The following is a 23,787-nucleotide window of genomic DNA, read 5'->3' as shown; positions in this document are numbered from 1 at the left end:
GCGTCCCGTCAAATGCACGCAACGATATAGGCGAATAATTTCACAATCAGGGATTTTAGGCGGATGCTCTATCGAGAGCTGCCGCCAAGGGGGGCCGGTGAGTCACGCGATTGCGGTGGCCATTCCAGAGATAATCGGGGAATTGGTGGCCCCGACACGCGATGGTGAAGCTAAGCCTTCGCGGATATTGCGCTCTCTCTGGCGGGCGGCTCAACGCATCTGCATCGCGGCCGTCGTGATGCTCGGCGCGATGGCAGCGGCGAACGCGGCTTGCGATCAAACGACGGATTCGACGTCGGGCGTGACCATCAACTTCACGTCGGTCGGTCAGATCTACCGCCTGTGTTTGACCGTTGGCGCAGCCGCGGCCGACGACTCGGTTGTATACGGCGTCTATTCCGTCGCGGGGACAGATGCCTTTTACAATGCACCGATTGCAAATTCGAGCGGCCATTCGGGCAGCCCACTGCTCACAGCGGCCGATTATAATCCGACCACGTCAAAGGCAACTTACACATTTCATCCAACGAACCCGAACCAAAACGGTCAATCCGCGAAGGCCGGCCAGGCCGAGATCGATATCACGCTGAACAGCAAGACAGGTAACGGACAGGACTCGATCGTCCTGTATTACGCGCCGGGCTGCAGCGATTTCAACGTGGGCTGCTCCGGCAGTTCGATAGCAAACACCGCTTACACGTTCACGATCAATCTGCCCGTCCCCGCGCCGACCATCACTTCGATTACGCCGACTTCAGGCCCAGGTGGAGGCGGCACCAACGTGATCATCACTGGCACCAATTTCACAGGTGCGACGGCCGTGACGTTCGGGGCAACGGCCGCGGCCGGCTTCACGGTCAATTCGGCGACCCAGATCACCGCGACATCTCCGGCCGGGACTGGCACCGTGGATGTCCGAGTGACGACGGCCGGCGGGACGTCGGCGACGTCGGCGGCAGACCAGTTCACCTATATTGCCGCCCCGACTGTCACCTCGATCTCACCGACCGCAGGCCCCACCGCCGGCGGGACGTCGGTGACGATCACCGGCACCAACTTCACCGGAGTCACGGCCGTGACGTTCGGCGGGACCGCGGCGGCCGGCTTCACATTCAATTCAGCGACATCGATCACGGCGACCTCGCCGGCGGGTGCCGCCGGTGCTGTTGACGTCAGGGTCACAACACCGGGCGGGACATCAGCGACCTCGGCTGCGGATCAGTTCACCTATGCCGCGCCGCCGACCGTGACGTCGATCTCGCCGACATCGGGTCCGCAGACCGGCGGCACGACCGTGGTCATCACCGGTACGAACTTCTCCGGAGCAACTGCGGTCACGTTCGGCGCAACGGCGGCAACCGGTTTCGCGGTCAATTCGGCGACCCAGATCACCGCGACATCGCCCGCAGGCACTGGTACGGTCGACATCACGGTGACGACCGTGGGCGGAACATCGGCAACGTCAGCAGCCGATCAATTCACTTATGTTCCGGCACCGACGGTCACTTCGATTTCGCCGACCTCGGGTCCGGGCGCTGGCGGCACCACCGTAACCATCACCGGCACCAACTTCACAGGCGCGACGACCGTAGTGTTCGGAGCAACGGCTGCGACTGGCGTCACGGTCAATTCGGCGACCCAGATCACCGCGACGTCGCCGGCAGGAACCAGCACGATCGACATCAGGGTGACGACAGCCGGCGGCACCTCGGCCACCTCCGCCGCCGACCAGTTCACCTATGTCGCCACGCCAGCCGTCACGTCGCTTTCGCCGACGTCGGGGCCGGCGGCCGGCGGCACGGTGGTGACGATCACGGGCACCAATTTCACCGGCGTCACGGCCGTGTCATTCGGCGGGACGGCCGCGGCCGGCTTCACGTTCAATTCAGCGACCTCGATCACCGCGACCTCTCCGGCGGGGGCCGCCGGTGCTGTTGACGTCAGGGTCACGACGCCGGGCGGGACGTCCGCGATCTCGGCGGCTGATCAGTTCACCTATGCCGGCCCTCCCTCGATCACGTCGATTTCGCCGACAGGCGGCCCCCTGGGCGGCGGCACCATTGTCACGATCACCGGCGCCAATCTGTCAGGTGCAACGGCGGTGACGTTCGGCGCCACGGCGGCCGGCTTCACCGTCAATTCGGCAACCCAGATCACCGCGACATCGCCTGCCGGGGCCGGCACCGTGGACATCAGGGTAACGACGGTAGGCGGAACGTCGGCAATGTCCGCGGCGGATCAGTTCAGCTACGCCGCGACGCCGGCGGTGACGTCGGTTGCGCCGAATGCGGGCCTGCTCGCCGGCGGAACGTCGGTCACCATCACGGGCACCGCGTTGTCCGGAGCCACCGCGGTGAAGTTCGGCGCAACCAATGCGACCAGCTTCACTGTCAATTCGGCAACCTCGATCACCGCGGTCTCGCCGGCCGGCGCCGGTACGGTCGATGTCACCGTGACGACGCCAGGCGGAACGTCCGCCACATCGGCATCGGACCAATTCAGCTACACGCCGGCACCAACGGTCGGCTCGATCTCACCGAGCTCCGGATCCGCGATCGGCAGCACCTCCGTGGCGGTCACGGGGACCGGATTCACCGGCGCCACCGCAGTGAAGTTCGGCGCCAACAACGCGACCAGCTTCACGGTTAATTCGGCAACGTCGATCACGGCAACCTCGCCGCCCGGCGCCGGCACCGTCGATGTCACCGTGACGACGGCCGGAGGGACGTCGCCGACCTCGGCGGCAGACAGGTTCACCTATCTGTCCGCGACGACCACCACGGAGCTCACCTCGTCGAAGAATCCGAGCAGCTACGGCGAGTCTGTAACGTTCACGGCCAAGGTGAGCAGCTTGGGCGGAACGCCGACGGGAACGGTCACTTTCAACGACGGCGGCACGCCGATCGGCACGTCTAGCCTGTCGGCCGGCGTCGCCACCTTTGCCACGACCACGCTCGCCGTCGGCAATCACAGCATCACGGTGACCTACAACGGCAGTGTGGCCTTCAACGCCTCGACCTCGCCGGCCCTGAACCAGTCGGTCGACATTCCCGCCGACAGCGCCAAGCTGCGCGCCCTCCAGCTCAACGTCACCAAGATCGTGGCGCAGAGTTCGGGACAGGCGATCTCCGGTTCGATTGACACCGCGATTTCCGAAGGGTTCAGCGACGGCGGGCAATACATCACGCCAGGCGCGGGCGGACTGCGCGTCAATTTCGCCGCCGCGCCCGACGGCGATGAGGACGACAAGCCCAAATCCGGTCAGCAGCCCGGTTCTCAAAGTTTGAACGCCTATTCGGGCGACGGCGGCCCCGGCCGGACCGGCGGCCGCGGGCGCGGCTCCTCGCGGATCGATGACGCCTTCGCCGCGATCGATCGGGCGGCTCCGACCAAGGCACCGGCTGCGCGCTTCAGGGAGCAGAAGGACTGGCTGTTCTGGATCGACGTGCGCGGCAGCGGCATCGATCAATGGGGCTCGTCCGGCAACATCGGTCAGGGTGCAACCCAGGCCACACTCTTCGGCCAGCAGATCAACCTGCTGTCCGGACTGACCTACCGGGCGCGGCCCAATTTGCTGGTCGGTGTGACCGGCGGCTACGAGAACTTCAGCTACACCCAGACCGACATCAACGGAAAGCTGAAGGGCGACGGCTGGACCGTCGGCGCCTATCTCGGCTGGAAGATCATCCCGACGCTGCGTTACGACGTGGCCGTGACCTATTCCGGCATCGGCTATGACGGCACCGCCGGCACGGCGCAAGGCAACTTCAACGGCAATCGCTGGATATTCGCGACCGGCTTCACCGGCAGCTACAGCTGGGCCAATTTCAATATCGAACCGTCGGCCAAGGTCTACGCGATCTGGGAGCGGGAAAACGCCTATGTCGACTCGCTCGGCACCCAGCAGGCGGCCCGCACCTTCTCGAGCGGCCGCGCGTCTGCCGGCAACAGGGTCTCCTACCCCATACCGTGGCTCGATAGCGTGCTGCTGGCGCCCTATGCCGGCGTCTTTGCCGACTATTACTTCACGCAGGACGATGCGGCCGCGATCGTTGCTGCGGGCGGCATCCCGCTCGCTTCGACACCATTGCTCCAGGGCTGGTCAGCCCGCATCACGGGCGGCATCGGCGCAAGGCTGGCGGGCGGCACTACGGTCGGCTTCGGCGCCGAACTCGGCGGCATCGGCAGCAACACGCAGATCTGGACGTTCACGGGACGCGCGCGCATCCCATTCTGATCCCTGGGCGCGACGACGGGCCAGCGGCGCTACGCCGCTCGCCGGATTTGCCGGCTTGGTACCTGCTTAGTAGAGGCCGCGGCCGCTCAGGATGCTGCGGGCCTCGGCGGCGCCGTCGGCCGATGACGGCGCGTTCTCGGTCGCATAGCGGCCATCCTCGTCATAGGACACGGCACGCGCGTTCTGGAGCGCCCGGCCCCGGCCCCGGCTGCGGCTCGAGGCCGACATCTCCGAGGTCGCGTTGAGCGACGCCATGTCGGCAGAGGTGTTGCCGAGATTGTAGGGCCGCCCTTCCGGCGTCGGAACCTCGCCGCGAATGGCGCTACGGTTCGACGATGGCAGCTCCGGCACGAAGGGCCTTGCCGAGGCAACCCGCACCATCGAGGGCGACGGCGCCGGGATCCCGGTGCGCAGGGTCGCCATCAGCTGGCGGTCGTCGGAGCCTTCCAGCGGCGCCCGGCCGACATATTCGACACGGACCTTGGCGACGCCATTGCCTTTGAATTCAAGGAGTTCAGCGGCTTTGTTCGAGACGTCGATCAGGCGGTTGCCGTGATAGGGCCCGCGGTCGTTGACGCGCACGATCAGCGATTTGCCGTTCGAGACATTGGTCACCCGCGCATAGGACGGCATCGGCAGGGTCGGATGCGCCGCTGTCAGCGAAGTCATGTCGAACACTTCGCCATTGGCGGTCAGGCGGCCGTGGAAATCGTCGCCGTACCAGGACGCCATACCCTCGGCGCGGTAGTTGACGTCCTCCTCCGGCACGTAGGTCCGACCGCCCACAACATAGGGCTTGCCGACGCGGTAGGTGCCGCCGCCTTTCGGAACCGGATCTCCAAACGCCACGACCCGCGGGCTCGAGGACACGCCGTATTTCGGATCGACCCGACTGGCGAACTTGTTCGAGGAGGCGCAATTGGCGAGCGCGAGGCAGGTCGCGACCGCGGCAACACCGCGTGCGGCCCGCAAAACCGAATCTGACCGTCGGATCCCCATGCGCCCCAAATACCACTTCGCCGGAGGCGTACCCAACCCGCTTTGGCTACGGGGGAGCCGCTGTCCGGTCCCAAAATCCGAGGCGGCCCACCACCGCGTCGGAAGCAGTAAGGATAACGCAACCCGAACACGGCGGAAATGGGGAGCCCACAGCGTTCACGCCGGGATGGTAAACGGGGCGTTCGCTTCTCCCCCGTTGATCTACGGAGCGCAGGCACCCTGCTCTGTACCACTCCTGGACATTCTGTTGCGCCAAATCCTCACTCCACCCCCATTGTCTTGTGGCTCACTGGAATTCTTTTGACTGTGCAAGGCCGCACGCGTTTTCTCGGTTGCAGGGGCGAACTGGAATTTGATGATGATCGAGACGGTTTCGGCACTGATGGGTCTGGTAAGCGCGGGGATCTTCCTGGCCCATGCGTTTGAAGGTTACCGCACGAGGGCCTGAGGGCATTCGCGCGGACGGCAAGGATCACCTCTTTCAAGACGGCACGTTCGGACAATCTTAATCGATCCGACCGAGCATCGAACACGAGAGCGGCAGGTGTCCCATGCGCAACCATGACTTCGTATCCGATGGCTTCCTGGCACTGACCGCCGGCGGCTTGTTTCTTCTCTGCTCGAGCCTCGTGGCACTGGCCTTCGCCTGAGCACCACCACCAGGCTCCTTCTTTCTAACCACAACTACACCGCGATGCAGCATACAGCTCTGTCCGGTATTGCCCTGCTCCCGTTTAGTTGATTGAATTTCTGCGTTCGGCGCCTCGACTCATTTCAAGAGGCCATCACCAACGAGGGTGACGCAAATGCTTGCTGAGAAATTTTTTCTGGTTCTGGAATCGCTGATCCGCGGCGACCGCACCTATTCCGACGGAAGCCCCCGGGTGATCAGCACCTCCCCGCACGTGCCGGTAAAGCTGCCGGACCGGAAATAGCCGTCCCCCAAACCTCCGAATCACGCGCTGCTCAGCGCAGGCCCAATAGCGAGCGGCGATAAAGGCTGTCGCGGGCCTCGCTCAGGCAGACGAAGCTGCCGTCGAAACCCTGGCCATACCGCTTCTGGCCCTTGCCGTAGTAGATGCCTTTCCTGAAATCGAGCCAGACCACCTGATCGTGCGGGCAATGACGTTGCGCCTGCGCCTCGTAGCGAAACGGCGTCAGCGGCGTCGCCGAGACCTCCGCGCCACCGGCGCCAACCACGATTGCGACGGCGACCGCGATGCCGCCGAGCCTTTTGCCGAAGCCGCTCCAAGACACCCCCGCCTCCCGATTCAAGCCCTGACTCTTTCGCCGTTCGGCACGGTAGCACGAGACTGCGCGATCTGCCGGCCGCAGCCAGCGGCTTGGCCGTCTTCCACCGGCCATCTTGTCGGGTTACATGAAGGCGAGATCATCTCAGCTCGCGAGGATGCTGCCTGAATGTCGGTTGAGCCTGGACCCGAGTCCGAACTGCGCACCGAACCCCGCCCGCCGTTGCCGCGTTTGGGCCTGCTGCCGATGATCATCTTCGGCTCGCGCTGGCTGCAACTGCCGCTCTATCTCGGACTGATCGTGGCGCAATGCGTCTACATCGTGCTGTTCCTCAAGGAGCTCTGGCATCTTTCCTGGCACGCGATCGACCTCACCGAACAGCAGATCATGATGAGCGTGCTGGCGCTGATCGACGTCGTGATGATCTCCAACCTGCTCGTGATGGTCATCGTCGGCGGCTACGAGACCTTCGTTTCGCGGCTCGACCTCCAGGGTCATCCCGACGAGCCGGAATGGCTCGGCCACGTCAATGCGAGCGTCCTGAAGATCAAGCTCGCCATGGCCATCATCGGCATCTCCTCGATCGCGCTGCTGCGCACCTTCATCGAGGCCGGCAATCTAGGCTCGAACCGCGCCGGCTTCACCGAGACCGGCGTGATGTGGCAGGTCCTGATCCACATCACCTTCATCGCCTCGGCGATCGGCATTGCCTACGTCGACAGGCTCAGCGACTCCGGAATGCGCAAGCACGCCGAGTGAGGGCAACGGCCGGCCTTCTTATTGTTTGCTTGCTTCGAGCTGCGCGAGCGCCTGGTGCAGGCACTCCTGAAGCTTCTGCGCGACCTGCTCGCGCGCGACGCCCTTGGCGGCAAGATCGCCGGACACCTTGCCCACGACATCGTCGATGCTCTGGCTCTCCAGATTGTCTGTCACCAGCGCCGTTGCGTAGCTTGCCGCGGCGTCGCCGCTGAGCCCGAGCTGGCCCGCGGCCCAGAGCCCGAGCAGCTTGTTGGACCGGGCCGTGGCCTTGAACATGAATTCCTCGTCGTGAGCGAATTTGGCCTCAAAGCCCTGCTCGCGCTTGTCGAACGTGGTCATGGTCAGCTCCAATGCGTTTTCGCTGAGGAGAATCGGACTGGCTGGGAGCGAACGTCTCCGTGGTTCTCGTCAGTTTAGGATCATTTGAATCTTCCTCCCGGAAGGCAGAGGCCGTCAAGCCTGCGCGGTGGTGCACCGCAGCCCGGGCGTGGGCACGGCACGCACCAGCGCCGCGCCAGCCAAATCGGCTAGGCAGAGATGTTTACCGTCCGTTAAGCAGACTCGGCGCCGGATGGGCCGGGGGACATCGAGAGCTGGCGCATGAACAAAGAGCTGCGGGAGTTTCGACGGCTTGAACGGGTCTGCCTGGAGCAGGCTGCCCTCTCCACCATGGATCTCGCGCGAAGCGGGTTGCTCAAGGTCGCCGACGATTGTCGCATCGCGGCCGAAGCGATCGAGGCGCAAGCGCCCCGCGGCGCGTTCGCCGGCGCCGTCCAGGCGCTCAAGCTGGCTTTGAGCGCAACGGGAATGTCCAACCGGCATTAGCGGCCGGTCTCCGGTTGGGAGATCGCTTCAGAAGATTGTGGGCGGCGACCGCGTTCGGTCAGCCCTTCGCCTCGGCCGCTTCGCGCGCGAGCCGCTCGGCCCTCAGCCGTTCCTTATTGGCGTAAAACGCCTTCTGGGCCTCTTCGTGATCGCGCATGGCCTTTTCGGCCTCGATCCGGCGTGCGGCATCACGAGCCTGGCGCTGCTCAGGGGTCAGGGGTTTGCGTCGGAAGGAAAGGTCTTCGGTCATGCGGAGACAACGCGCGAGCAACGAAACGGTTCCATGAGTTGAACCCGGCAGTCGACGCGGCCGATTGAAGTATCAACATATCAGATAGTTAGATGATGCATTCGGTCGGCCTGACCTATTGCGTCGACCCCGGCGGCTTGACGCCTGTGAGCGGGCACTGCGGCGCTGCGGGAATCGCGCTGCGCACGGGCGGATCCGGATAGTATTCGGTGTTTTGCTGAACCTGACGCGCCAGCTCCGTGCCTCCGAGCAGCGTGATCAACATCAGGGCCTCGTCGAGGCCCGCGGATATTCCGGCTCCGGTCAGGCGATTGCGATCCAGCACGAAACGCGGATGTCCGTCGGCAACCTTCACCTTCGGGAACAGCGTCGGGAAGCATTCCAGGAAAGCCCAGTGCGTCGTCGCCCAGTGGTCGTCGAGAAGGCCCGATGCCGCGAACAGCATTGCTCCCTCGCAGACCGAGCACATGTACTTCGCACCAGCGGCCTGCCTGGTCAGAAACTGGACGTAGGTCCGTTGCGGATCGTTGATGATCTCGGTGAGCGCGTCTGGATCGCCGCCGGGAATCCAGACGGCATCATACTGGGTGCATTCCGCGAAGGATTTTGCGACCTCGAACGGAAATCCCCGGTTGCGAAACCGTTTCATTCCCGGCTTTGCCGCGACGACCTCGACGTCGAAGTCGGCCCAGTCGAACATTTCGAAGGGACCGGCGACGTCGAGCATGTCGACGCCGTCGTAGACGGGGATGCCGATCTTCATCGCGCGTAATCCTCCCTGCTTCCTGTGACGATCAATGTTTGTGGCCTACGGGCGTCGCCGCGGGTGTCGCCGTCGGCTGCTTGGCATGGCGCATCCCCGCCATCCCGAGGCCGCCGCCCGGCGCGTTGAGGTCGGGAACGATCGCGATATTGGCCATCATGCCCGCGTCCTCGTGGTCCAGGATGTGGCAATGCAGGACGTACTCGCCGATGTAGCGGTCGTACCGCGTCCTGACGCGGATCTGATAGTTGTTCTCGACGATGATCGTGTCGCGGAATGTGTGCCACATGCCACAATACTGGTTGGCCAGTTGCTGCTTGTCGGCATACACGATGTCAGCTTTGCAGGTGCCGTCGGGATTGTAGATCGATATCTGCTGACCGTTGGTGTTGGTGGTGGTGACGTCGATCACCTGGAACGGATTGACGTGGATATGGAAGATGTGCGGCTCGCCTTGCGCGGACAGCAGCCAATCGTCCGTGGTGTTGACCTCGCGCGTGAAGTTCACCACGTCGGGATCGTACGAGGCGTTGTTGACCGTGAAGGCCGGGAAGTTGATCGCGAAGGCCGCCTGCTGCTGCTGGCTGCCCGCAGCCGGCGGCGCAAGGTTTTCGAATGGCGCCCACGGCCGCAGATCGCCGTCACGCAGCCCGGTGCGAACGGCGTCCGGCAGCGTCGGATTGGCATCGTATAGCGCCTTGCCGACATAGGCCTGCAGGTCCCCCGTCACGGGCTGGCCTCCGCGCACATGGACATAGGCCAGCAATTGCGGCGTCGTCGGCCCCTGCCCGCCGCCATTGCCGTTGGACACGCGCTCAGCCTTCGGCGCCGCCTGGTTGAGCAGGCAATAGTCCCCGTCCGAGGGGAATACGACGAGGACGTCGCTCCGATAGCCGGGCTGCATGTAGTTCGATTCGAGCACGCCGCCGACTTGCGAGGCGTGCACGGTGCGCAATTTGGTCCGGGTCAGACCGTCGGATGCGATCTCGAACTGCGGGATCAGTGTGCCCGTCGAGGCGTTGCAGGCGGCCAGAAGATCGGCCTTCTGCTGCTGGCGGTTGCCGCTCAGCGCCGAGGTCGCGATCAGGTTCGTTGTGCCGACCGGCGTGGCGCGCACGAGCTGAATGTTAATCGTGTCATGAATGCCGGCATGCACGAAGCGCCAGCGTTGGATCTCGCCCGCCGGCACGGTGAGCGTCGGCTGCACGATGCCATTGACGCTGGTGAAGCGGCCATTGGTGTCCCAGATCGACGATGAGTCCAGTTGCAAGCCAAAGTTCTCGACGACGCCGGGGCTTACCGGATTGCCTGACGTCGCCAGTGGGCACGTCCACGGCGCGTTGGCGATATTTGCCGGACTGTTGGCGTTGTAGAGTCCCTGCGTGGTGTAGATCTGCTGCCACGGGCCGCCGGGCTGGTTCGGCTGGTTGGCGAAGCAGGCATAGGCGATCTGCTGAAACAGGAAGAGCTGCTCCTTGAACGGGGCGCCGTTGACGTCATGCAGGACCGTGTCGATATCGGCAATCGGCTTCGGGTTCTGCGGCGACGGTGGCGCATAGGGTCGCTCGCCCTTGACGACCAGCACGCCCGAGGCGCCGCTCGCCACCTGCACTGCCGTCGAGCCATGACGGTGGGCGTGATACCAGAACGTCCCCGCCGGATGGTCGTTGGGGATGTTGATCTCATACGGAAACTTCGTCTGTGGGGCGATGTTGAGCAGCACGTTGTCGCTGTTGCCGGCAGGCGAAACGTGCAGGCCGTGCGTGTGTAGGTTGGTGGTGTTGAAGCACCCGACCAACGCCGGCAAGCCCAGCCCCTCCGGCGGATTGGGCAAACAGCTCGGGTCGTCCTTCGCGAGCTGGTTGATCAGGTCGACGCGCAGCGTATCGCCGGGCTTGATGAAGATCGCCGGGCCCGACTTGCAGCCGCCATAGGAGCGCAGCTCGACGGGGTCGAGGCCATCGGGTTGCGGATCGGTCGGATCCGGGTTGTTGATGAAGAAGCGGCCGCGCATGAAGTTGAGCACCACCGAGACGATCGAGCCGCTGCGCGAGATCGATCCTTGCGGCCGGCAACCGCCGACAGCCGGCGCCACGCCGGCCTCCAGGGCCACGACATTGCCCTGTCCGGGCAGCGTCGGCGGCGGTTCGAAAGCACGGGGAACCGGCGCCGCGAATGCTGGAAGGCTCGGTCCCAGCGCGGCGACGACAAGACCAATTCGCGCGAAGCTCTTCATCATGTTGTCCGCCCTACTGTTCCAGAAGACTGCTCGAAGGATTGCGTGAAGGCGCGTCGGCATGCCGGCGCCGCCAGAACGGGCGCTCGGACCAGCGCGAAACACTGCCGTAGTGTTCGCTCAGCGTCGTCGCGTAGGCCGCAGCTTCGCGCGCGATCCACACGCCGTAGCGATCGAGAGCGGCCGCATCACCGCGCGCGAGGCAATCGCTGGCGGCATAGGCGGCGAACACGCCCGAGCGCATGGCCTTGACCACGCCATGACCCGAGATCGGATCAAAAGCGCTCGCGGCATCGCCTGCGCAGAGGAAATGGAAGCCGGCAGTCGTTGCGGCGTACCGACTGCCCGCAGGGATCAAGCGGGGTGGTTCGAGCCGAATGATCTTGCTCGCGAGCGCCGAGACGAATTGCGTCCTGGCGAGAGCTCTGCGCCAGCCGTCCGGCGTGTTCAGCCTGAGGCCACGCGCGAGATCGGCATCGGTCATGCAGGCAAAAGCGCGCCTGCCCTGGTCGAGTGCCATCGTGTACCACCAGCCGTCTTCAAAGGCCTCGACGAGCAGTTCCGGTGCCGCCGGTCCCGACGTCGTCGCCTCGGCATAGGCCGCAATCAGGCGGTCCTGCGCTTTCGCCCGCGACCCCTGGCGATCGGCGAGCGCGCGGGCGCGGCCCGTCGCATCGATGATCAGCCGGGCCGAATGGCTGGTGCCGTCGTCGCAAACGACCGACCAGCCGTCCGCCTCGCGCGCGAGATGACAGACCTTCGCATCGACGCGCTCGGCCGCGCGGCAACCCTCCGCCGTCAGCCAGCCATCGAACGCCATTCGATCAACGCGCCATGACGGCCCGCGCGCTTCCAGCAGCAATTCGCTCGACGTCAGGCCGGCCTGGTCCCAGGAGGTGAGCGTGCGGTGCGACGGCGCAAAGCCCTGCGCCAGGAAAGTCGGCCACAGACCCAACTGCCGCAGCACCGGCTGGACCAACGGTGACAAGACCTCGCCTCGTCCTTGGTCTCGTCCCGGGCCCCGTCCTTCGCCGCGCCCGCGCCGCCCGGACGGCGCGATCACGGCCACCCGAAGCTCTGGCGCGCACATCGCAAGCGCGCGGGAAGCGGCCGCTCCGGCTGGACCTGCGCCTGCAACGATGATGTCGAACGCGGCCAAGGTCAGTCGGCCCGGACTGCGTAGAACGACGCCACGACGCCGGCAGGCGCCACCGTGCCGGGCGAGCCGCCGCTGTGCGGGATGGTCCGGATCACCGAGCCGACGATAGCCGGACGCTGGTCGACGCCATTGGGCCAGGCCGGCACCAGCGAGCCCCAATAATCGTAGATCCATTCCTCGCCGCCGACGACGCCGGTGCCCTGGAAACGCACCTGCATCGGCGCCCCGTAGGCGCGCGATCCCTTCAGCGCGAGCGACCAGCCCGGGCCGCCGATCGTGCCGGTCAGCAGCTGCATCGGCCCGTCCGCGATCTCGATCGTGCCGCGGCCGAATTCGAGATTGTTGAAGGCCGTGTTGACGTCGGGATCGTTGAGCAGGCTGCGATAGGTCCAATGTCCGACGAATGGATTGTCGCTCATGATGCCTCGCTTTTGGGATCGGGCCGCGACCCGGTTGTTCGCTCGACGCTGATGTATTTGGGCCCTTGATAACTGTCGGCGGGCTTGACGGCCGGCTCGTAGGGATTGCGCACGATGAAACCGAGCAGCGACCACTCAGTGACCATCTTGAGGTCGCCGACCGGCGTCTGCGGGACGCCGCGGCTCCAAGTGGTCCAGACGTAATTGGGCTTTCCGTTCGAGACCGAGGCGATCTCGAACGACTGCAACGGCCGATGCGCCGGCCACCACAATGTGGTCCAGGTCTTCTCGTCGCGTCGCAAGCGATCGTCATTGTCGCTGCCCGGCCACAGATTGTTCCAGTCGGCGTAGGTGATGTTGATCGGCTGCGTGGTGCACTCGTTGAAATCGGACTGCCAGGGCAGACCCATATATTTGGTGAGGTCACCCGGCTGAAGACCGGTCTCGAAATCGTTGTCCTGGCTGAGCGGCGAGTTGACGTTGAAGGTCGGGTCGGCAATCACGGTGCCGTGGTCCTGGTTGGCCTGGGCGGCGCTCTGCAGGAAATCCGAGACGCTGCGATCGGCGTTGATGCGATACGGCGCCCAGTAGATCGAAGGGTTGCGCATCACCCAGCCGAGCTCGGCGCCCGGACAAAAGGCGCCGCCGAGCACGTTGCTGAGCACGCCGCGGTCGAGCTCGCGGCCGGTCTTCGGCGGTGTCTTCGGATAAGGCGCGAAGGGTGAATAGCCGTCGGGTAGCCAGCCCTCCTCCTTCTCGTTGATGAACCAGCCGCGCGCCCACTGGCCGAGGATGAAGAGCTGGTACTGGGTAAGATGAAGGAACTTCGACGGCGTCTCGTTGGTCAGCGGATTGTCGCCGCACAGCAATGGCATCAGCGGCAGCGAATGGACGCGCGACGATGCCCGGTCCTGCACCTGGAAGGAATTGGCCTCGCCCGCACGGCGCAACAGATCGAACAGGAAGCGGCGCATCGGTCCGTAGGGATCGTCGGCCTTGGAATAGTGGGTCGGACCTGCGACCGCCGCCACCGCCATGACCGCTTCGCCCTGACTGGCATCGCGCAACGGTGCATCCGACGGTGTCGCCGTCGCCGTCGGCCGCGTCGCGCGTTTCGGGGTCTTTGATAATTTGTCCGGATCGAACGTGCCGCGCTGCGCCTGATCGTGCGGGTAGTTCGATTGCTGAAGGATATCGTTCAGATACCTGAATTCATCCGGCCGGAACAGGATCGGCCAGATGTCGCGATAGAACCACGGCCGGTAGTTGCGATTCCAGGCAAGACGGCCGGCCTGCCAGTGACGCAGCGCCGCCTCGTCGCGGAACGGGATCTGCTGCGGATCGTCATAGGTGCCGAGCGTCCCATAGATGCCGGTATCGGTGGCGAACTGGCGCACATAGAGATCGTACAGCACCTCGTCCATCGTGATCATGTCGAGGATCTCAGGGACGAAGCGCGGATAGCCAACCACGACCCAGGCCGGAAACTCGACGTCGATGTAGCGGGTCTGGCCGACCTGTTTCGAATACATGATCAGCCGCGCCATCACCGGCCCATCGGAGATGTCGTCGTACCAGCCGTCGGTGTTGGCATAGTCCTCGATCTTCGGACCGAAGCTGCCGTTGACGTCCATGCCCGAATTGCCGTGACCGCCGAGCACGACCAGGCGGCCCTTGTTGTCGGTCATCATTTCGCCCAGCGTGTCGATGTCGAACGGCTGGAGGCCCCTCGGCGGGAACGTGGTGGCATAGCCGCCGGGGCCGCCCGAGCGATCGAAATGCGCGCGCCGGTTGGTGGTCGCGTTCACGCTGCGCGGGCCGGGATCGATGATGAGCAGGTCGCGGTCCTGGCCGGTGATGTCGGCGTTGCGGCGCGCACTGCCGGGCGCGTAGCCATGCTCGCCCTTGAGCTCGGTGAACGGGTACCAGGAGGCCTTCTTGTTGGCGACATAGACGCGCCACTGGATGTCGACGAGCACACCATGATTGCCGCCGCCCTCCACGGCATCGCCGAGCGCCAGCGGCCTGCCTTCCGGGGACTCATCGTCATAGACGAAGATCTGGAAGCGCGCGGCCTGCCGCTTCACGCGACCCTGCGCATCCTTGAACGTCTTGACCGGAACGGGTGTGACCCCGTCGGGGCCGTGCAGGGGATTGCCGAAACTATCGCAGGCGAGCGGCATCGCCGCGGGCGTCTCCGGCGCGAGGTAGAATTCGTTGTCGCTGTTGCCCAGGCGCGCGATGCCGATGCCCGGATGGATTCGATACGTCGCCATGACTTCCCCGCCGCTTTCTCAATCCAGGAAACTGATCGACACGCCTTCCAGCTTCAGAAGCTCCCTCTCCTCCTGGTAGTCGCCGCCGATCACGACCAGCGTGATCTGCAGCGGGCCCTTCTTCTTGAGCGCCTGCCTCGCGGCGGCCGTGACGTCGATGCGATGGACGCGTGGCGTGTTGTGGCTGCGCCCGCGCTGGTCGAAGCGCCGCGGCTGCGGCGGCGGGATATCGCAATGGCCGGGACCGCCGTAGCAGGCCCCATGTCCGAAGATCGAGATGTAGCCGGCGTAGTGCGGATTGCCCTTGATCGGCGTCGAGGCATCGGCCCCGGGTTCGTTCAGGAAGGCGCGCACGAAGCAGGAGCGCATCAATTGCGGCACCTGATGCAGGCGGATCTCCGCGCGTTTGAAGCTGCGTGCGGCTTGCGGCACATTGATCGGCTGCGACACGAAGCGGCTGACCGGCGCCTCGAGTCCAACCGGCATGAAATGCGAGCTGCGGACGTATTCGTAGCCGAACGGCGCGATGTCGAGCGTGTCGCGGATGGTGTAGTTCCACGGCGACAGCACGGAATCGAGATCGGCCGGCAGCGCATTCGGATTGAGCTTCTGCCACTCCCACCAGATCCGATCGATATTGACGTGGATCGGCCAGAACACCGGGTCGTAGGAGGCCGTCAGGTTGCTGAACATGTCGCCGGAGCGCGGCTGCGAATAAAGATCCGGGCGCGCGTGGAAACGGCGCCCGCCGACCTGTACGGCATCGTTGCGGCGCTTGGCGAGCGCGCGCAGACGTGTGGTCTCGGCGTCGGATTGCGATGCAGCCGCCGCAGTCGGGGCATCTTTGCAGACATAGGTCGCCTGCCCTGCATCCGGATTCTGCCCACCGGTCCAGATGTGCATGGTGTTGTGCGGATTCTGGTCGAGGAACCCAAACGCCGCGTCGTAGATGCTGCCGCCGCCGAAGTCGCGGAAATTGTTGAGGCTCAGGATCTGGGCGATGTCGTCGGCCGACGGGTAATGATAGTTGATCGCCTGGTTGATAGTCTGTCCCTTGGGATATTCGGCCGGATAGCGCAGCGGATACCAGAGCGAGTTCGAGTGCAGCAGCGCGTCGATGAAGCGCTGGCGGTTGGCATTCTCAGTATCCGGCGTGACGGCCGCATAGCCGATCTTGCTGATGACGTAGCAGAAGAAGCGGTGCTGTGAGGTGAAGGTGACGCGGTCATGCGCGAGCGCCAGGATCGCCTTCTTCTGCGCCGCCGTCGGCGCCGGGTCGAGCGCCGCCAACAGCGTCTCCGCCGCTTCCTCGGTGAGATAGGCCTTCATCGAATTCGGAATGATGCGGCCCTTGTCCGGCTCCTCCGGCCGGTACTCCGGCATCGTGAAGTCCCAGTACGGGAGCATCAGCCCGGGCTCGAAGTCCTGAAGGTTCTGTTCGAACTCGTAGAGATAAGCGCGGTGCCAGGGCAGGAAACGCTCCCAGCCGTGCTGGCAATGGTTCTGATGGATCAGCGCCTGGTTGTTGTAGTTGCGCCGGTCTTCCGGCCAGTGGTCGAGATCGTAAAGCCGGCGGAAGCCGCGGCGCAGGCGTTCGAGCTGCGGCTCGCTCATGCAGTCGATGTTCATGCGCCGCCGGGGCTCGCCGGCACCCGCGGCCGGCGAATAGCCGTCGGCAGCAACCGCAAATTCGGCGATCTCGCTCACCTTCACCGTCGCAGTCTTCGCCGGCTTGCCAGGCGCAAGCTCAACTGCGACGCTGGTCGCATCATCCGGGCAGCCGGCATCGATCCAGTCGGCAATGCGGTCGACGTCCGCGGGCGTGACGCGCTTGCCGCCCCATGGCAGCGCCGGAAACCGGCCGCCGTCGAACGGTGCTTCACCGCGCAATCCCTTGATCAATCCGGACGCGTCGCTGCGCGCATGCGGCGGGATGCAGCAGGCGTGGCCCTCCGGCACTGGAGCAACCATCTTGATGCCGAAGATCTCGGCCGCCTCCAGCGCCTGTGCGCCCTTGTCCCAAAACCGTCCAGCGCCACCATAATCAGCGGTGCTATCGCCGGCAGCTTCATCCAGGATCGCCTTCACGCGCGCATAAGCAACGGTCAATGCTTCGGTGTCCATTCCAGCCCCCGGACAGCAAGACGAAGAAGGCCGCCGGAGACTAAGCACAACTTTTGGGTGATGTCACGTAGACACGCACCTTCAACGTCGAAGCAAGCGCGAATATTTTTCGGGGTTGCGTGATCTATTTCATACAACCTTTATCAAAACGACAGATCTGGCCATGCGTCGTGCGGATGAGGCGGATGCGAGCACGAGTGCGTTGCTCAAGCTCAGCGCCGGCCATCGGACGTGTCCGGTCATCAAACGCTGCGTGATTGAGCGCAGCGTGCATTCCAGTCGTCGTGGGACGAAGCCGAGCCACACCGTGAGCGAATCCGAGCCGAACGACTGCTCGACGAAGCCGAGCTTCGCCCTTCCCGGCCTGTTCCCCCATAGGACTTGGTTTTCCCCCGCAAGCGCCAACTTCGCGTTGCCTTGCGCGGTCGACTGCGTTAAGCGACAACCATTCTCTGTCCGGAAGGGTGGCCGAGTGGTTTAAGGCACCGGTCTTGAAATTCTGGAATCGGGGTACCGGCTTGTTATGGCCGGTCCCGGTTGGTGCTGAAATACTGGGAAATTTCCCAGTGTCCGCACCTCTTCGTTACCGTCCGTCCCGCGTCGTCCTAATGAGTTGGGTAGCAAATCCGGTAGCAACCGGGCTGCCCAGCCAAGCTAGGGGCGGACATATGACAGCGCTGTTTTGGCTGATTGGCGGAATTGCAATCGGAGCTGCTGGGCGCGATCTCTGGGCGAGATGGCGCATCGAGCGCCGACCGGACACTCCAGCCGGCCCAGATGTAGCGCACAATCGCATCAGTTTTCCTACATCACGATGGGACATTGTGTTTACGGACGATACGAAGTCTTCCACACCCACGACCGGCAGTAGCTCGAGCGAGCCACGGGACCCCAGGAATCGATAATTTGACTCCTGCCATCGCGGGCTTTCGATGGCGGCATGCCTCGCCCTGCCAGACGCCACACGCCTACACACGGTGACGGTCGACCGCGCAAGATCACGTTTGGCGAGATGCGCCAAATGGGCGTGCGCGGCGTGCTGGTCTATTGCCATTGTGGTCATCACGTAGCGCTGGATGCGGACCGCTGGCCTGACACCGCGAGGCTCTCCGATCTCGAGCCGCGGTTCGTCTGCCGGGGTTGCGGTAATCGCGGCGCCGAGGTTCGGCCGGACTTCGACAGCGGCAAGCCGCCGCAATTTGCGATCGCAAAGTCACCTCTGTAATTTCCCGCCAGCAGAGGCACATGAAAAACGGCTCCAGTCTTAGGGAACCGGAGCCGCTATTTCCAGTCTTCTGGCCGCAGGGGCTGAGCCAGAAGCGAGGGACCAAACGCCGACCCTGGGAATTGGTTCCACCAGCCAACTGAGGTGGCCTATTGCACGTCCATTGTGGAATTTGCCGGCGGGCGCCTCTTGAGGCGCCAGTAACCAACCAGCGCGCGCCACTCGTATACGATCATTATGGTGCCGATCAGCGCAGTCCCGAGCGCTGACATTATCAAAACCATTTCGAGCATCGAACCGCCGCCTGCCGTGTCGATGTTCCTAAGTACCGAAGTGAACAATTGTTCCGAAGTTTTATTTGGGCTTGAGAGGCCCGCCAGCGTGACCCCGTAAATTTCCCAAGTCCAAAGAAAGTCCGCCGACCTTGTGAGCCGGCGGCGGGAGTTAACAGAGATATAGACCGGCGGGCACCGGTCGCTTGAAGGTTGATGTAACATGAGTCCGCCAGCGTGAACCGGCGGGCCTCTGTCGTCATATCCCACTGATGTTCTTGCCAGCGACTGCAAGGCAGGCTCAGCTTGAAGCAGAGCCGGCCGATGTAGAGGCGAATCAGGCGCATTCGTTGCCCCCGATCAGCACTACTACCGGCGCCGGCTTCTGTGTTGGCTCTGGAGCGTCCAGGAAGTCAGTAACAAGCCGCGCCATCAGGCGCAGAATGATCATCGCGTCCTCAGTCCCTTCCGGGAGTTGGCTGGCAAGCTGGATGGCGTGGCGGCGGTGCCAGGAATTTTCCTTCATGCCATCGCTCCTTGCTGCCAGTCCTGCGAACCAACCTGCTCAAGCAAGCCGTCAAGGTCGCCGATGCCGGATTCGGCGGCGTCCACCTCGAGGTCGCCCCGATCGCCGGTTGCCCATCGCCTTTGGTCGGTATGATACTCTCCGAGGCTACCGAGTGATGGCTCCATGTCCGGATCAGGTTCGGTGCGGTCAAGGAAGGCCAGCAGCCGCTCAATCTCGTCCCGGGCCTCCCTGCGGAGTCGCCCCAGCGCTTGGAAGAACTGGTCGGGGGGCATGCCTGTCCGACGGTAAAGCTCACCAGCGGAGTCCGCTGGCCTTCCTACGGTGGTTTTCATGGTCGTGCTCTGGGTTTGGCCGATCAAAGCCGTGCGCGGTGTCAGACCGGGCAGCCGGGGGTTGATCACCAGCCAGAGCGACTGGTCGAGACGCTTTTAAGGGTTGCCCCTCTGGACAGCACGCTCGCCCCCGGCCATAAAAGGCCGGTCGGAGCCGCGCCGCCAAGCGCGTCCGTCATTTCAGCCGCGATCACTCGTCGCCAAACGAGTGGTTCCTTGACCAAGGGAATGCGGCCTAGCTCTGGTCAGGGTGATCAAACCCAGAGCCATCCCATCACTGATTTGGTTAAAAATCCATCCCCTTTCGGGGCGCCTCGGCGCGTCCTCATGCTGGTGGATTGCGGGGATGCCGGCGCATCCGGATTCGCCAAGGCCGGTCGAAAGCGTCAGCCTCGTGTGGTGCCCTATGAGGATCGCCATGACGTCGCCATCACCCCAAACACTCGAATGCGAGAGAGACAAGCTGTTCCTGACCGACGCGGAGTTGATCCGGCGCCTTGGCGTGCCTGAGAAGATCGCACGCGTGAACCTGCGCATGCTGGACGCCAAACCCGGCGACTTTCCGAAAAAGCAAAAGCTGTGGGGCGATCGGCGATATTGGCCCGCCGTCGTCGGCTACTTCGACCAACATTATGGCTTCAGAATTTCGTCAAGCCCTTCGCCGCGATGACAGGACTCCTCACCATCAAGCAAGCTGCCGCTGAGTTAAGTGTCTCTCAGCAGTGGTTGAAGTATTGGCTTGTCGATAACCCGGTCGATGCTGCCGGCGTCCCTTTCTATCTCCGGATGGGCAGCCGTCTTAAATTCGAGCCCCGGGACATCGAACGCATACTCACTCATCTCCGCGAATCGGAAGCCGCCCGCCTTGGCCCAAGCATCAAGGCTAAGGCCCGCCTGGCCGGTCTCATGTCGCGCGTTGGTGGTTATGATCACCTGGTCGCCGTACGCGAGGCGGCGGAAGAGAGAAAGGCGAATCCAAAGCAGCCGTCACCGGAAGCTAAACTCATCGGCGATTTGGCCATTGCAAGCGTCTTAGGACCAAGGCCTTCGCGGAAGCCGCCGAAGCGCCGAGCGCGGCTGCCTGGACGTAAGCCACCCAGCTCCTGAGTCGCGGCGGGTCAATGGCTGCGGTGAGACTATCCACCGCCAGCAGTAGCAGCGCGAGTGAAGCCGCCGCACGAATAACATCTGCCTAGCGAGTCAAACTGCTGGAAGGGAAAGCTGGGGGTTGCGCCCGGCCCATCTGTTGCCTCTAACGTTGAGCTAGGGCTAGCTCAACCCATGCTGGCTGATTCCATCGAATGGTTGTCCAAGAACTGGAACGTGCTTTCCTCCGCGCCCTGGGTTTTTGCGAGCCTAGCGATGCTCAGTGCAGCCATCACTTACATCGTGGGCACATGGTTCAAAAACTCCGAAATCGCGATCCTTGAACGGCGACTCACAGAACATGAAAAAAAGATCGGGTCCTCGCTCGCCGAGCCAGCGCCCCCCTCGATCGATCGCAAATCCGACGGTGCCGCCACCCCTCTGCCAAAACATCGGGCCGACTTCCTTAGGAACATCCAATACGGATGGGGAGATGCCCAGATTCCACTGACACTTTCCGGAAGCGTCGCAACTACTACGGATCGGTTGCGAGTTGTGCTCGACGTTTCCAGTCCCATGCTAGGCTTAGGAATGTCGTTTCAACCTGCACAATTCGTCCTGATCAAAGAGTTGAAGGATGCGATTGTCAGAGGAGGTCGTATAGAGGTTCAATTGGTGTTCAGAGCTGTGAACTCGCCTAATCCCGGCTTCAGCCCGGCCTTTTTTTGGGGAGATCCGGAAAAGAATTATCCAGTTATGCCTATGAACAAAGTGAGAGTTCGACTTATCGGCGGGCACGGAGATGAACAGCACATTTACTTCTTTGCACTCGCCGGGCTTGGCGGTCAGCCGATAACGGTGCTGCCAGAGTCTGAGCTTGATTGGGTTCATCAATGGCGCGCACAAGATATGTAGGCCCGCCATACTCCACGGCCCTTTAATTCCCGATCCGCCAGTTCGTCCCGTCGCAACCAACCCTGAGGATGTTCGAGCCGCCCCCGGCGACGACCGAATTGAAGGTGGTCGCGTTGGCGTCGGTCACATACTGGCTTTGACCGCGTCGACCGGGAACACATGCTGGCAACGCCGCAACGGGAGCCGGCAGAATATTGCCGGCAGTGATGAACCGTCCTGAACCGCCAAGCGTCGGCGGCCCACCGACTATGACGTCCCCAATTGAGGTCACAGCGGCATTACCGGAGACCGTAAGCGTGCTGTAAATGTTACCCGTTGACACAGTGATAACCGAACCCTGGATGATGCTCGGCTGATTGAACTGGTTGCCGCTCCAGTTCTGCGTGCCCCCGGTTGCGTTATCAACGACGGCGAACGAACCTGCTTCGCTCTCGCAACTGACGATGTCCGGACCGTTGAGAACACCGGCCCCAATCTGAATAAGCGTTGGATTGGTGCCGGACACGCTGCCGAGCGTGAGACCGGTAATCGTGAAATTGTCGTTCATGTTGATGACGTTCACGCCGACATTGGCACACTGAATGTTGCCAGGCCCGAGCGTAGACAACTGCGCCGCGTTCAGGCTGTTGATGCGGACACCCTCAGCGGTCGTATCGCCACACTGGCCAAAGATCTGAAACTGACGGATGGTGAAGACGTCGTTCTCGCTGCACCCATCCTGATTGACGTTCGAGTTACACGCGGCACCGCTGACTGCGCTTGTGGAAGCTGAGCCGATAATAATGCCAACATGCGCGCCCGAGATTTCGAAGTGCTCCATAACGTTCCGCGTCGAAATCGGAACGTTATTGCTATTCACCCAAATGCCGATGCAGTTCGCCACGCCGTTGCAGTCAAGACCGATGTTCCGGAATTGCGAAAAGGACGATCCGAACATGTACAGCATCGGCGTTCCGGTCGCGCCGGTCCACTTGAGCACGTTGCCGGTCGTGATTGGCGGGTTGCCGCCGTTGCCGCCACCGCCGGCACCGACGATGCCGGATCCATAATTGCCGAACTGGATTGTACGGTTCAGCGTGAACACGCCACCACCAACGAAATACAGAAGGTGGTCATTCCCAAGGGATATGTTGCCAGCACCGCTGCAGGCGTTGGTGGTCTGGTTGCCGTCAACGATGATCTTGCCTGGAACGCTGCCGAGATCGGCGATAGCCGCCACAAGATTCGCGCACCAATCAGCCATGCCGTACTGCGACGCGAACTTGACCTTGTACGCATTGGAAATGGTAAGCGGGTGGCTCCCGGAGAAGTTAATGCCGCCGCCTGCCGCGATATCCGCCGCGATCGTCGTCGGGTTAGTTCCGGTGAAGGAGATGCCGCTGCCAGGCGTGAAGGAGCCCGACGGCACCGATATGCAGGATGTGAGGTTGCCGCTGTTGTCGAAGCATGCGCCGGTGTTTGCACGTGAGGCCGCAGATGGCAGCAACGCGAGCGTTTCGCCGGGCGCGGCTAGCACCGCGCGACCTGTTACGTCATTCGTCTTGTCCCACGTCTCCCGCTGGGTCGCGACGATATCGGTCAAGACCTGGTTCATGTCGCGCGCGGAGACGCCGCTGTTCTCGCTGAACTGCGCGGCGCGGCGCGGCCGACGGGCGCCGACGATCTGAACCGTCCCCGTCTGAGCACTATTGAAGGTCAGCACCGCATTGGTGATCGGGCGCGCGATCGAGCCGAGCGATCCGGACGGCGACGTGATGGCCCAGCCGTAGGTCGTGTCGTTGAAGTTGACCCGCACGCCATTGAGGTAGACCTCGACCCAATTCTGAAAGTCAGTCGAGTCCCCATAGAGCGCAAAGTTGACGTTGCACGTGCATGTCGTGCCGGAGATCGAATAGCTCGTCCGGCGTTCTGCATCGGGCAGCGCCGGTACGGGTCCGGGGGCTTGTGCGAAGGCCGGAGTTGCCCCGGCGATTAGGGTGAGAGCGAGAACGAGACGAGCGAGGCGCATCGGACGAAGGCTCCATGGCGACCCGGTCGGAAAGCCCTGCGCGGTGAAAGGGTGATCTAGGAGATCACCGGGCGCCATGGAGGTTGGTGAAATCGGCGTCCGCGCATCCCGCCTTCCGAGCG

General features: G+C 63.4%; 20 protein-coding genes. 7 read left to right on the top strand and 13 right to left on the bottom strand.

Annotation, left to right across the window (positions count from 1 at the left end; genetic code table 11):
* The first annotated feature begins 238 nt into the window (after positions 1 to 238).
* Complete coding sequence (locus ABIB99_RS09500) at positions 239 to 4,237, top strand: IPT/TIG domain-containing protein (protein WP_502917493.1); 3,999 nt, start codon at positions 239 to 241, stop codon at positions 4,235 to 4,237.
* 66 nt (positions 4,238 to 4,303) lie between these two features.
* On the opposite strand, the gene ABIB99_RS09495 is transcribed toward ABIB99_RS09500, so the two are convergent.
* Positions 4,304 to 5,236: a septal ring lytic transglycosylase RlpA family protein gene (locus ABIB99_RS09495; protein WP_063983284.1), complete on the bottom strand. Its 933-nt coding sequence runs from the start codon at positions 5,234 to 5,236 to the stop codon at positions 4,304 to 4,306.
* Positions 5,237 to 6,042: 806 nt separating this feature from the next.
* Here ABIB99_RS09495 and ABIB99_RS09490 point away from each other — a divergent pair.
* Positions 6,043 to 6,171, top strand: coding sequence for a hypothetical protein (locus ABIB99_RS09490; RefSeq protein WP_256376408.1), 129 nt, complete (start codon positions 6,043 to 6,045; stop codon positions 6,169 to 6,171).
* 31 nt (positions 6,172 to 6,202) lie between these two features.
* Here ABIB99_RS09490 and ABIB99_RS09485 read toward each other — a convergent pair whose 3' ends face one another.
* Complete coding sequence (locus ABIB99_RS09485; RefSeq protein WP_063983283.1) at positions 6,203 to 6,493, bottom strand: hypothetical protein; 291 nt, start codon at positions 6,491 to 6,493, stop codon at positions 6,203 to 6,205.
* 162 nt (positions 6,494 to 6,655) lie between these two features.
* Between ABIB99_RS09485 and ABIB99_RS09480 the strand changes: the two genes are divergently transcribed.
* On the top strand, positions 6,656 to 7,246 hold the full coding sequence (locus ABIB99_RS09480) for a TIGR00645 family protein (protein ID WP_063983282.1): 591 nt from the start codon (positions 6,656 to 6,658) through the stop codon (positions 7,244 to 7,246).
* 18 nt (positions 7,247 to 7,264) lie between these two features.
* On the opposite strand, the gene ABIB99_RS09475 is transcribed toward ABIB99_RS09480, so the two are convergent.
* Positions 7,265 to 7,585, bottom strand: a complete 321-nt coding sequence (locus ABIB99_RS09475; protein ID WP_063986370.1) for a DUF1476 domain-containing protein — start codon at positions 7,583 to 7,585, stop codon at positions 7,265 to 7,267.
* Between the two features lie 261 nt (positions 7,586 to 7,846).
* Between ABIB99_RS09475 and ABIB99_RS09470 the strand changes: the two genes are divergently transcribed.
* Entirely contained in the window at positions 7,847 to 8,071 is a 225-nt protein-coding gene (locus ABIB99_RS09470; RefSeq protein WP_028153369.1) for a hypothetical protein, read from the top strand.
* A 58-nt stretch (positions 8,072 to 8,129) separates the two neighbouring features.
* On the opposite strand, the gene ABIB99_RS09465 is transcribed toward ABIB99_RS09470, so the two are convergent.
* The 7 genes from ABIB99_RS09465 to ABIB99_RS09435 form a co-directional block, all read right to left on the bottom strand.
* Entirely contained in the window at positions 8,130 to 8,321 is a 192-nt protein-coding gene (locus ABIB99_RS09465; RefSeq protein ID WP_028153368.1) for a hypothetical protein, read from the bottom strand.
* A gap of 115 nt (positions 8,322 to 8,436) precedes the next feature.
* Complete coding sequence (locus ABIB99_RS09460) at positions 8,437 to 9,084, bottom strand: DJ-1/PfpI family protein (protein ID WP_354175559.1); 648 nt, start codon at positions 9,082 to 9,084, stop codon at positions 8,437 to 8,439.
* A 31-nt stretch (positions 9,085 to 9,115) separates the two neighbouring features.
* Positions 9,116 to 11,323, bottom strand: coding sequence for a multicopper oxidase family protein (locus tag ABIB99_RS09455; protein WP_354099682.1), 2,208 nt, complete (start codon positions 11,321 to 11,323; stop codon positions 9,116 to 9,118).
* Between the two features lie 10 nt (positions 11,324 to 11,333).
* Positions 11,334 to 12,389, bottom strand: a complete 1,056-nt coding sequence (locus ABIB99_RS09450) for an NAD(P)/FAD-dependent oxidoreductase (protein ID WP_354099683.1) — start codon at positions 12,387 to 12,389, stop codon at positions 11,334 to 11,336.
* 92 nt (positions 12,390 to 12,481) lie between these two features.
* On the bottom strand, positions 12,482 to 12,898 hold the full coding sequence (locus tag ABIB99_RS09445) for a hypothetical protein (RefSeq protein ID WP_283016475.1): 417 nt from the start codon (positions 12,896 to 12,898) through the stop codon (positions 12,482 to 12,484).
* A complete protein-coding gene (locus ABIB99_RS09440; protein WP_354096340.1) occupies positions 12,895 to 15,174 on the bottom strand; it encodes a LodA/GoxA family CTQ-dependent oxidase in 2,280 nt (759 codons plus the stop codon). The genes ABIB99_RS09445 and ABIB99_RS09440 overlap by 4 nt, the downstream gene beginning before the upstream one ends.
* 18 nt (positions 15,175 to 15,192) lie before the next feature.
* On the bottom strand, positions 15,193 to 17,298 hold the full coding sequence (locus ABIB99_RS09435) for a tyrosinase family protein (RefSeq protein WP_063983277.1): 2,106 nt from the start codon (positions 17,296 to 17,298) through the stop codon (positions 15,193 to 15,195).
* A 940-nt stretch (positions 17,299 to 18,238) separates the two neighbouring features.
* Here ABIB99_RS09435 and ABIB99_RS09430 point away from each other — a divergent pair.
* Complete coding sequence (locus ABIB99_RS09430; RefSeq protein ID WP_354175557.1) at positions 18,239 to 18,523, top strand: hypothetical protein; 285 nt, start codon at positions 18,239 to 18,241, stop codon at positions 18,521 to 18,523.
* Between the two features lie 609 nt (positions 18,524 to 19,132).
* Here the strand turns inward: ABIB99_RS09430 and ABIB99_RS09425 are convergent.
* Entirely contained in the window at positions 19,133 to 19,321 is a 189-nt protein-coding gene (locus ABIB99_RS09425) for a hypothetical protein (protein WP_354175555.1), read from the bottom strand.
* Entirely contained in the window at positions 19,318 to 19,656 is a 339-nt protein-coding gene (locus ABIB99_RS09420; RefSeq protein WP_354175554.1) for a hypothetical protein, read from the bottom strand. Before ABIB99_RS09420 ends, ABIB99_RS09425 begins: the two co-directional genes overlap by 4 nt.
* A gap of 346 nt (positions 19,657 to 20,002) precedes the next feature.
* Between ABIB99_RS09420 and ABIB99_RS09415 the strand changes: the two genes are divergently transcribed.
* Both ABIB99_RS09415 and ABIB99_RS09410 read left to right on the top strand, forming a co-directional pair.
* On the top strand, positions 20,003 to 20,326 hold the full coding sequence (locus tag ABIB99_RS09415) for a hypothetical protein (protein ID WP_354175552.1): 324 nt from the start codon (positions 20,003 to 20,005) through the stop codon (positions 20,324 to 20,326).
* Positions 20,327 to 20,937: 611 nt separating this feature from the next.
* Positions 20,938 to 21,657, top strand: coding sequence for a hypothetical protein (locus ABIB99_RS09410; protein ID WP_354175550.1), 720 nt, complete (start codon positions 20,938 to 20,940; stop codon positions 21,655 to 21,657).
* 22 nt (positions 21,658 to 21,679) lie between these two features.
* Here ABIB99_RS09410 and ABIB99_RS44485 read toward each other — a convergent pair whose 3' ends face one another.
* Complete coding sequence (locus ABIB99_RS44485; RefSeq protein WP_502917487.1) at positions 21,680 to 23,665, bottom strand: hypothetical protein; 1,986 nt, start codon at positions 23,663 to 23,665, stop codon at positions 21,680 to 21,682.
* Between the last annotated feature and the right edge of the window lie 122 nt (positions 23,666 to 23,787).

This window comes from Bradyrhizobium sp. LA6.1 (assembly GCF_040547805.1).
In the GTDB taxonomy this organism is placed as follows: domain Bacteria; phylum Pseudomonadota; class Alphaproteobacteria; order Rhizobiales; family Xanthobacteraceae; genus Bradyrhizobium; species Bradyrhizobium barranii.
Note: the sequence above shows the minus strand (reverse complement) of the source record. Positions and strands in the feature narration are given on the sequence as shown.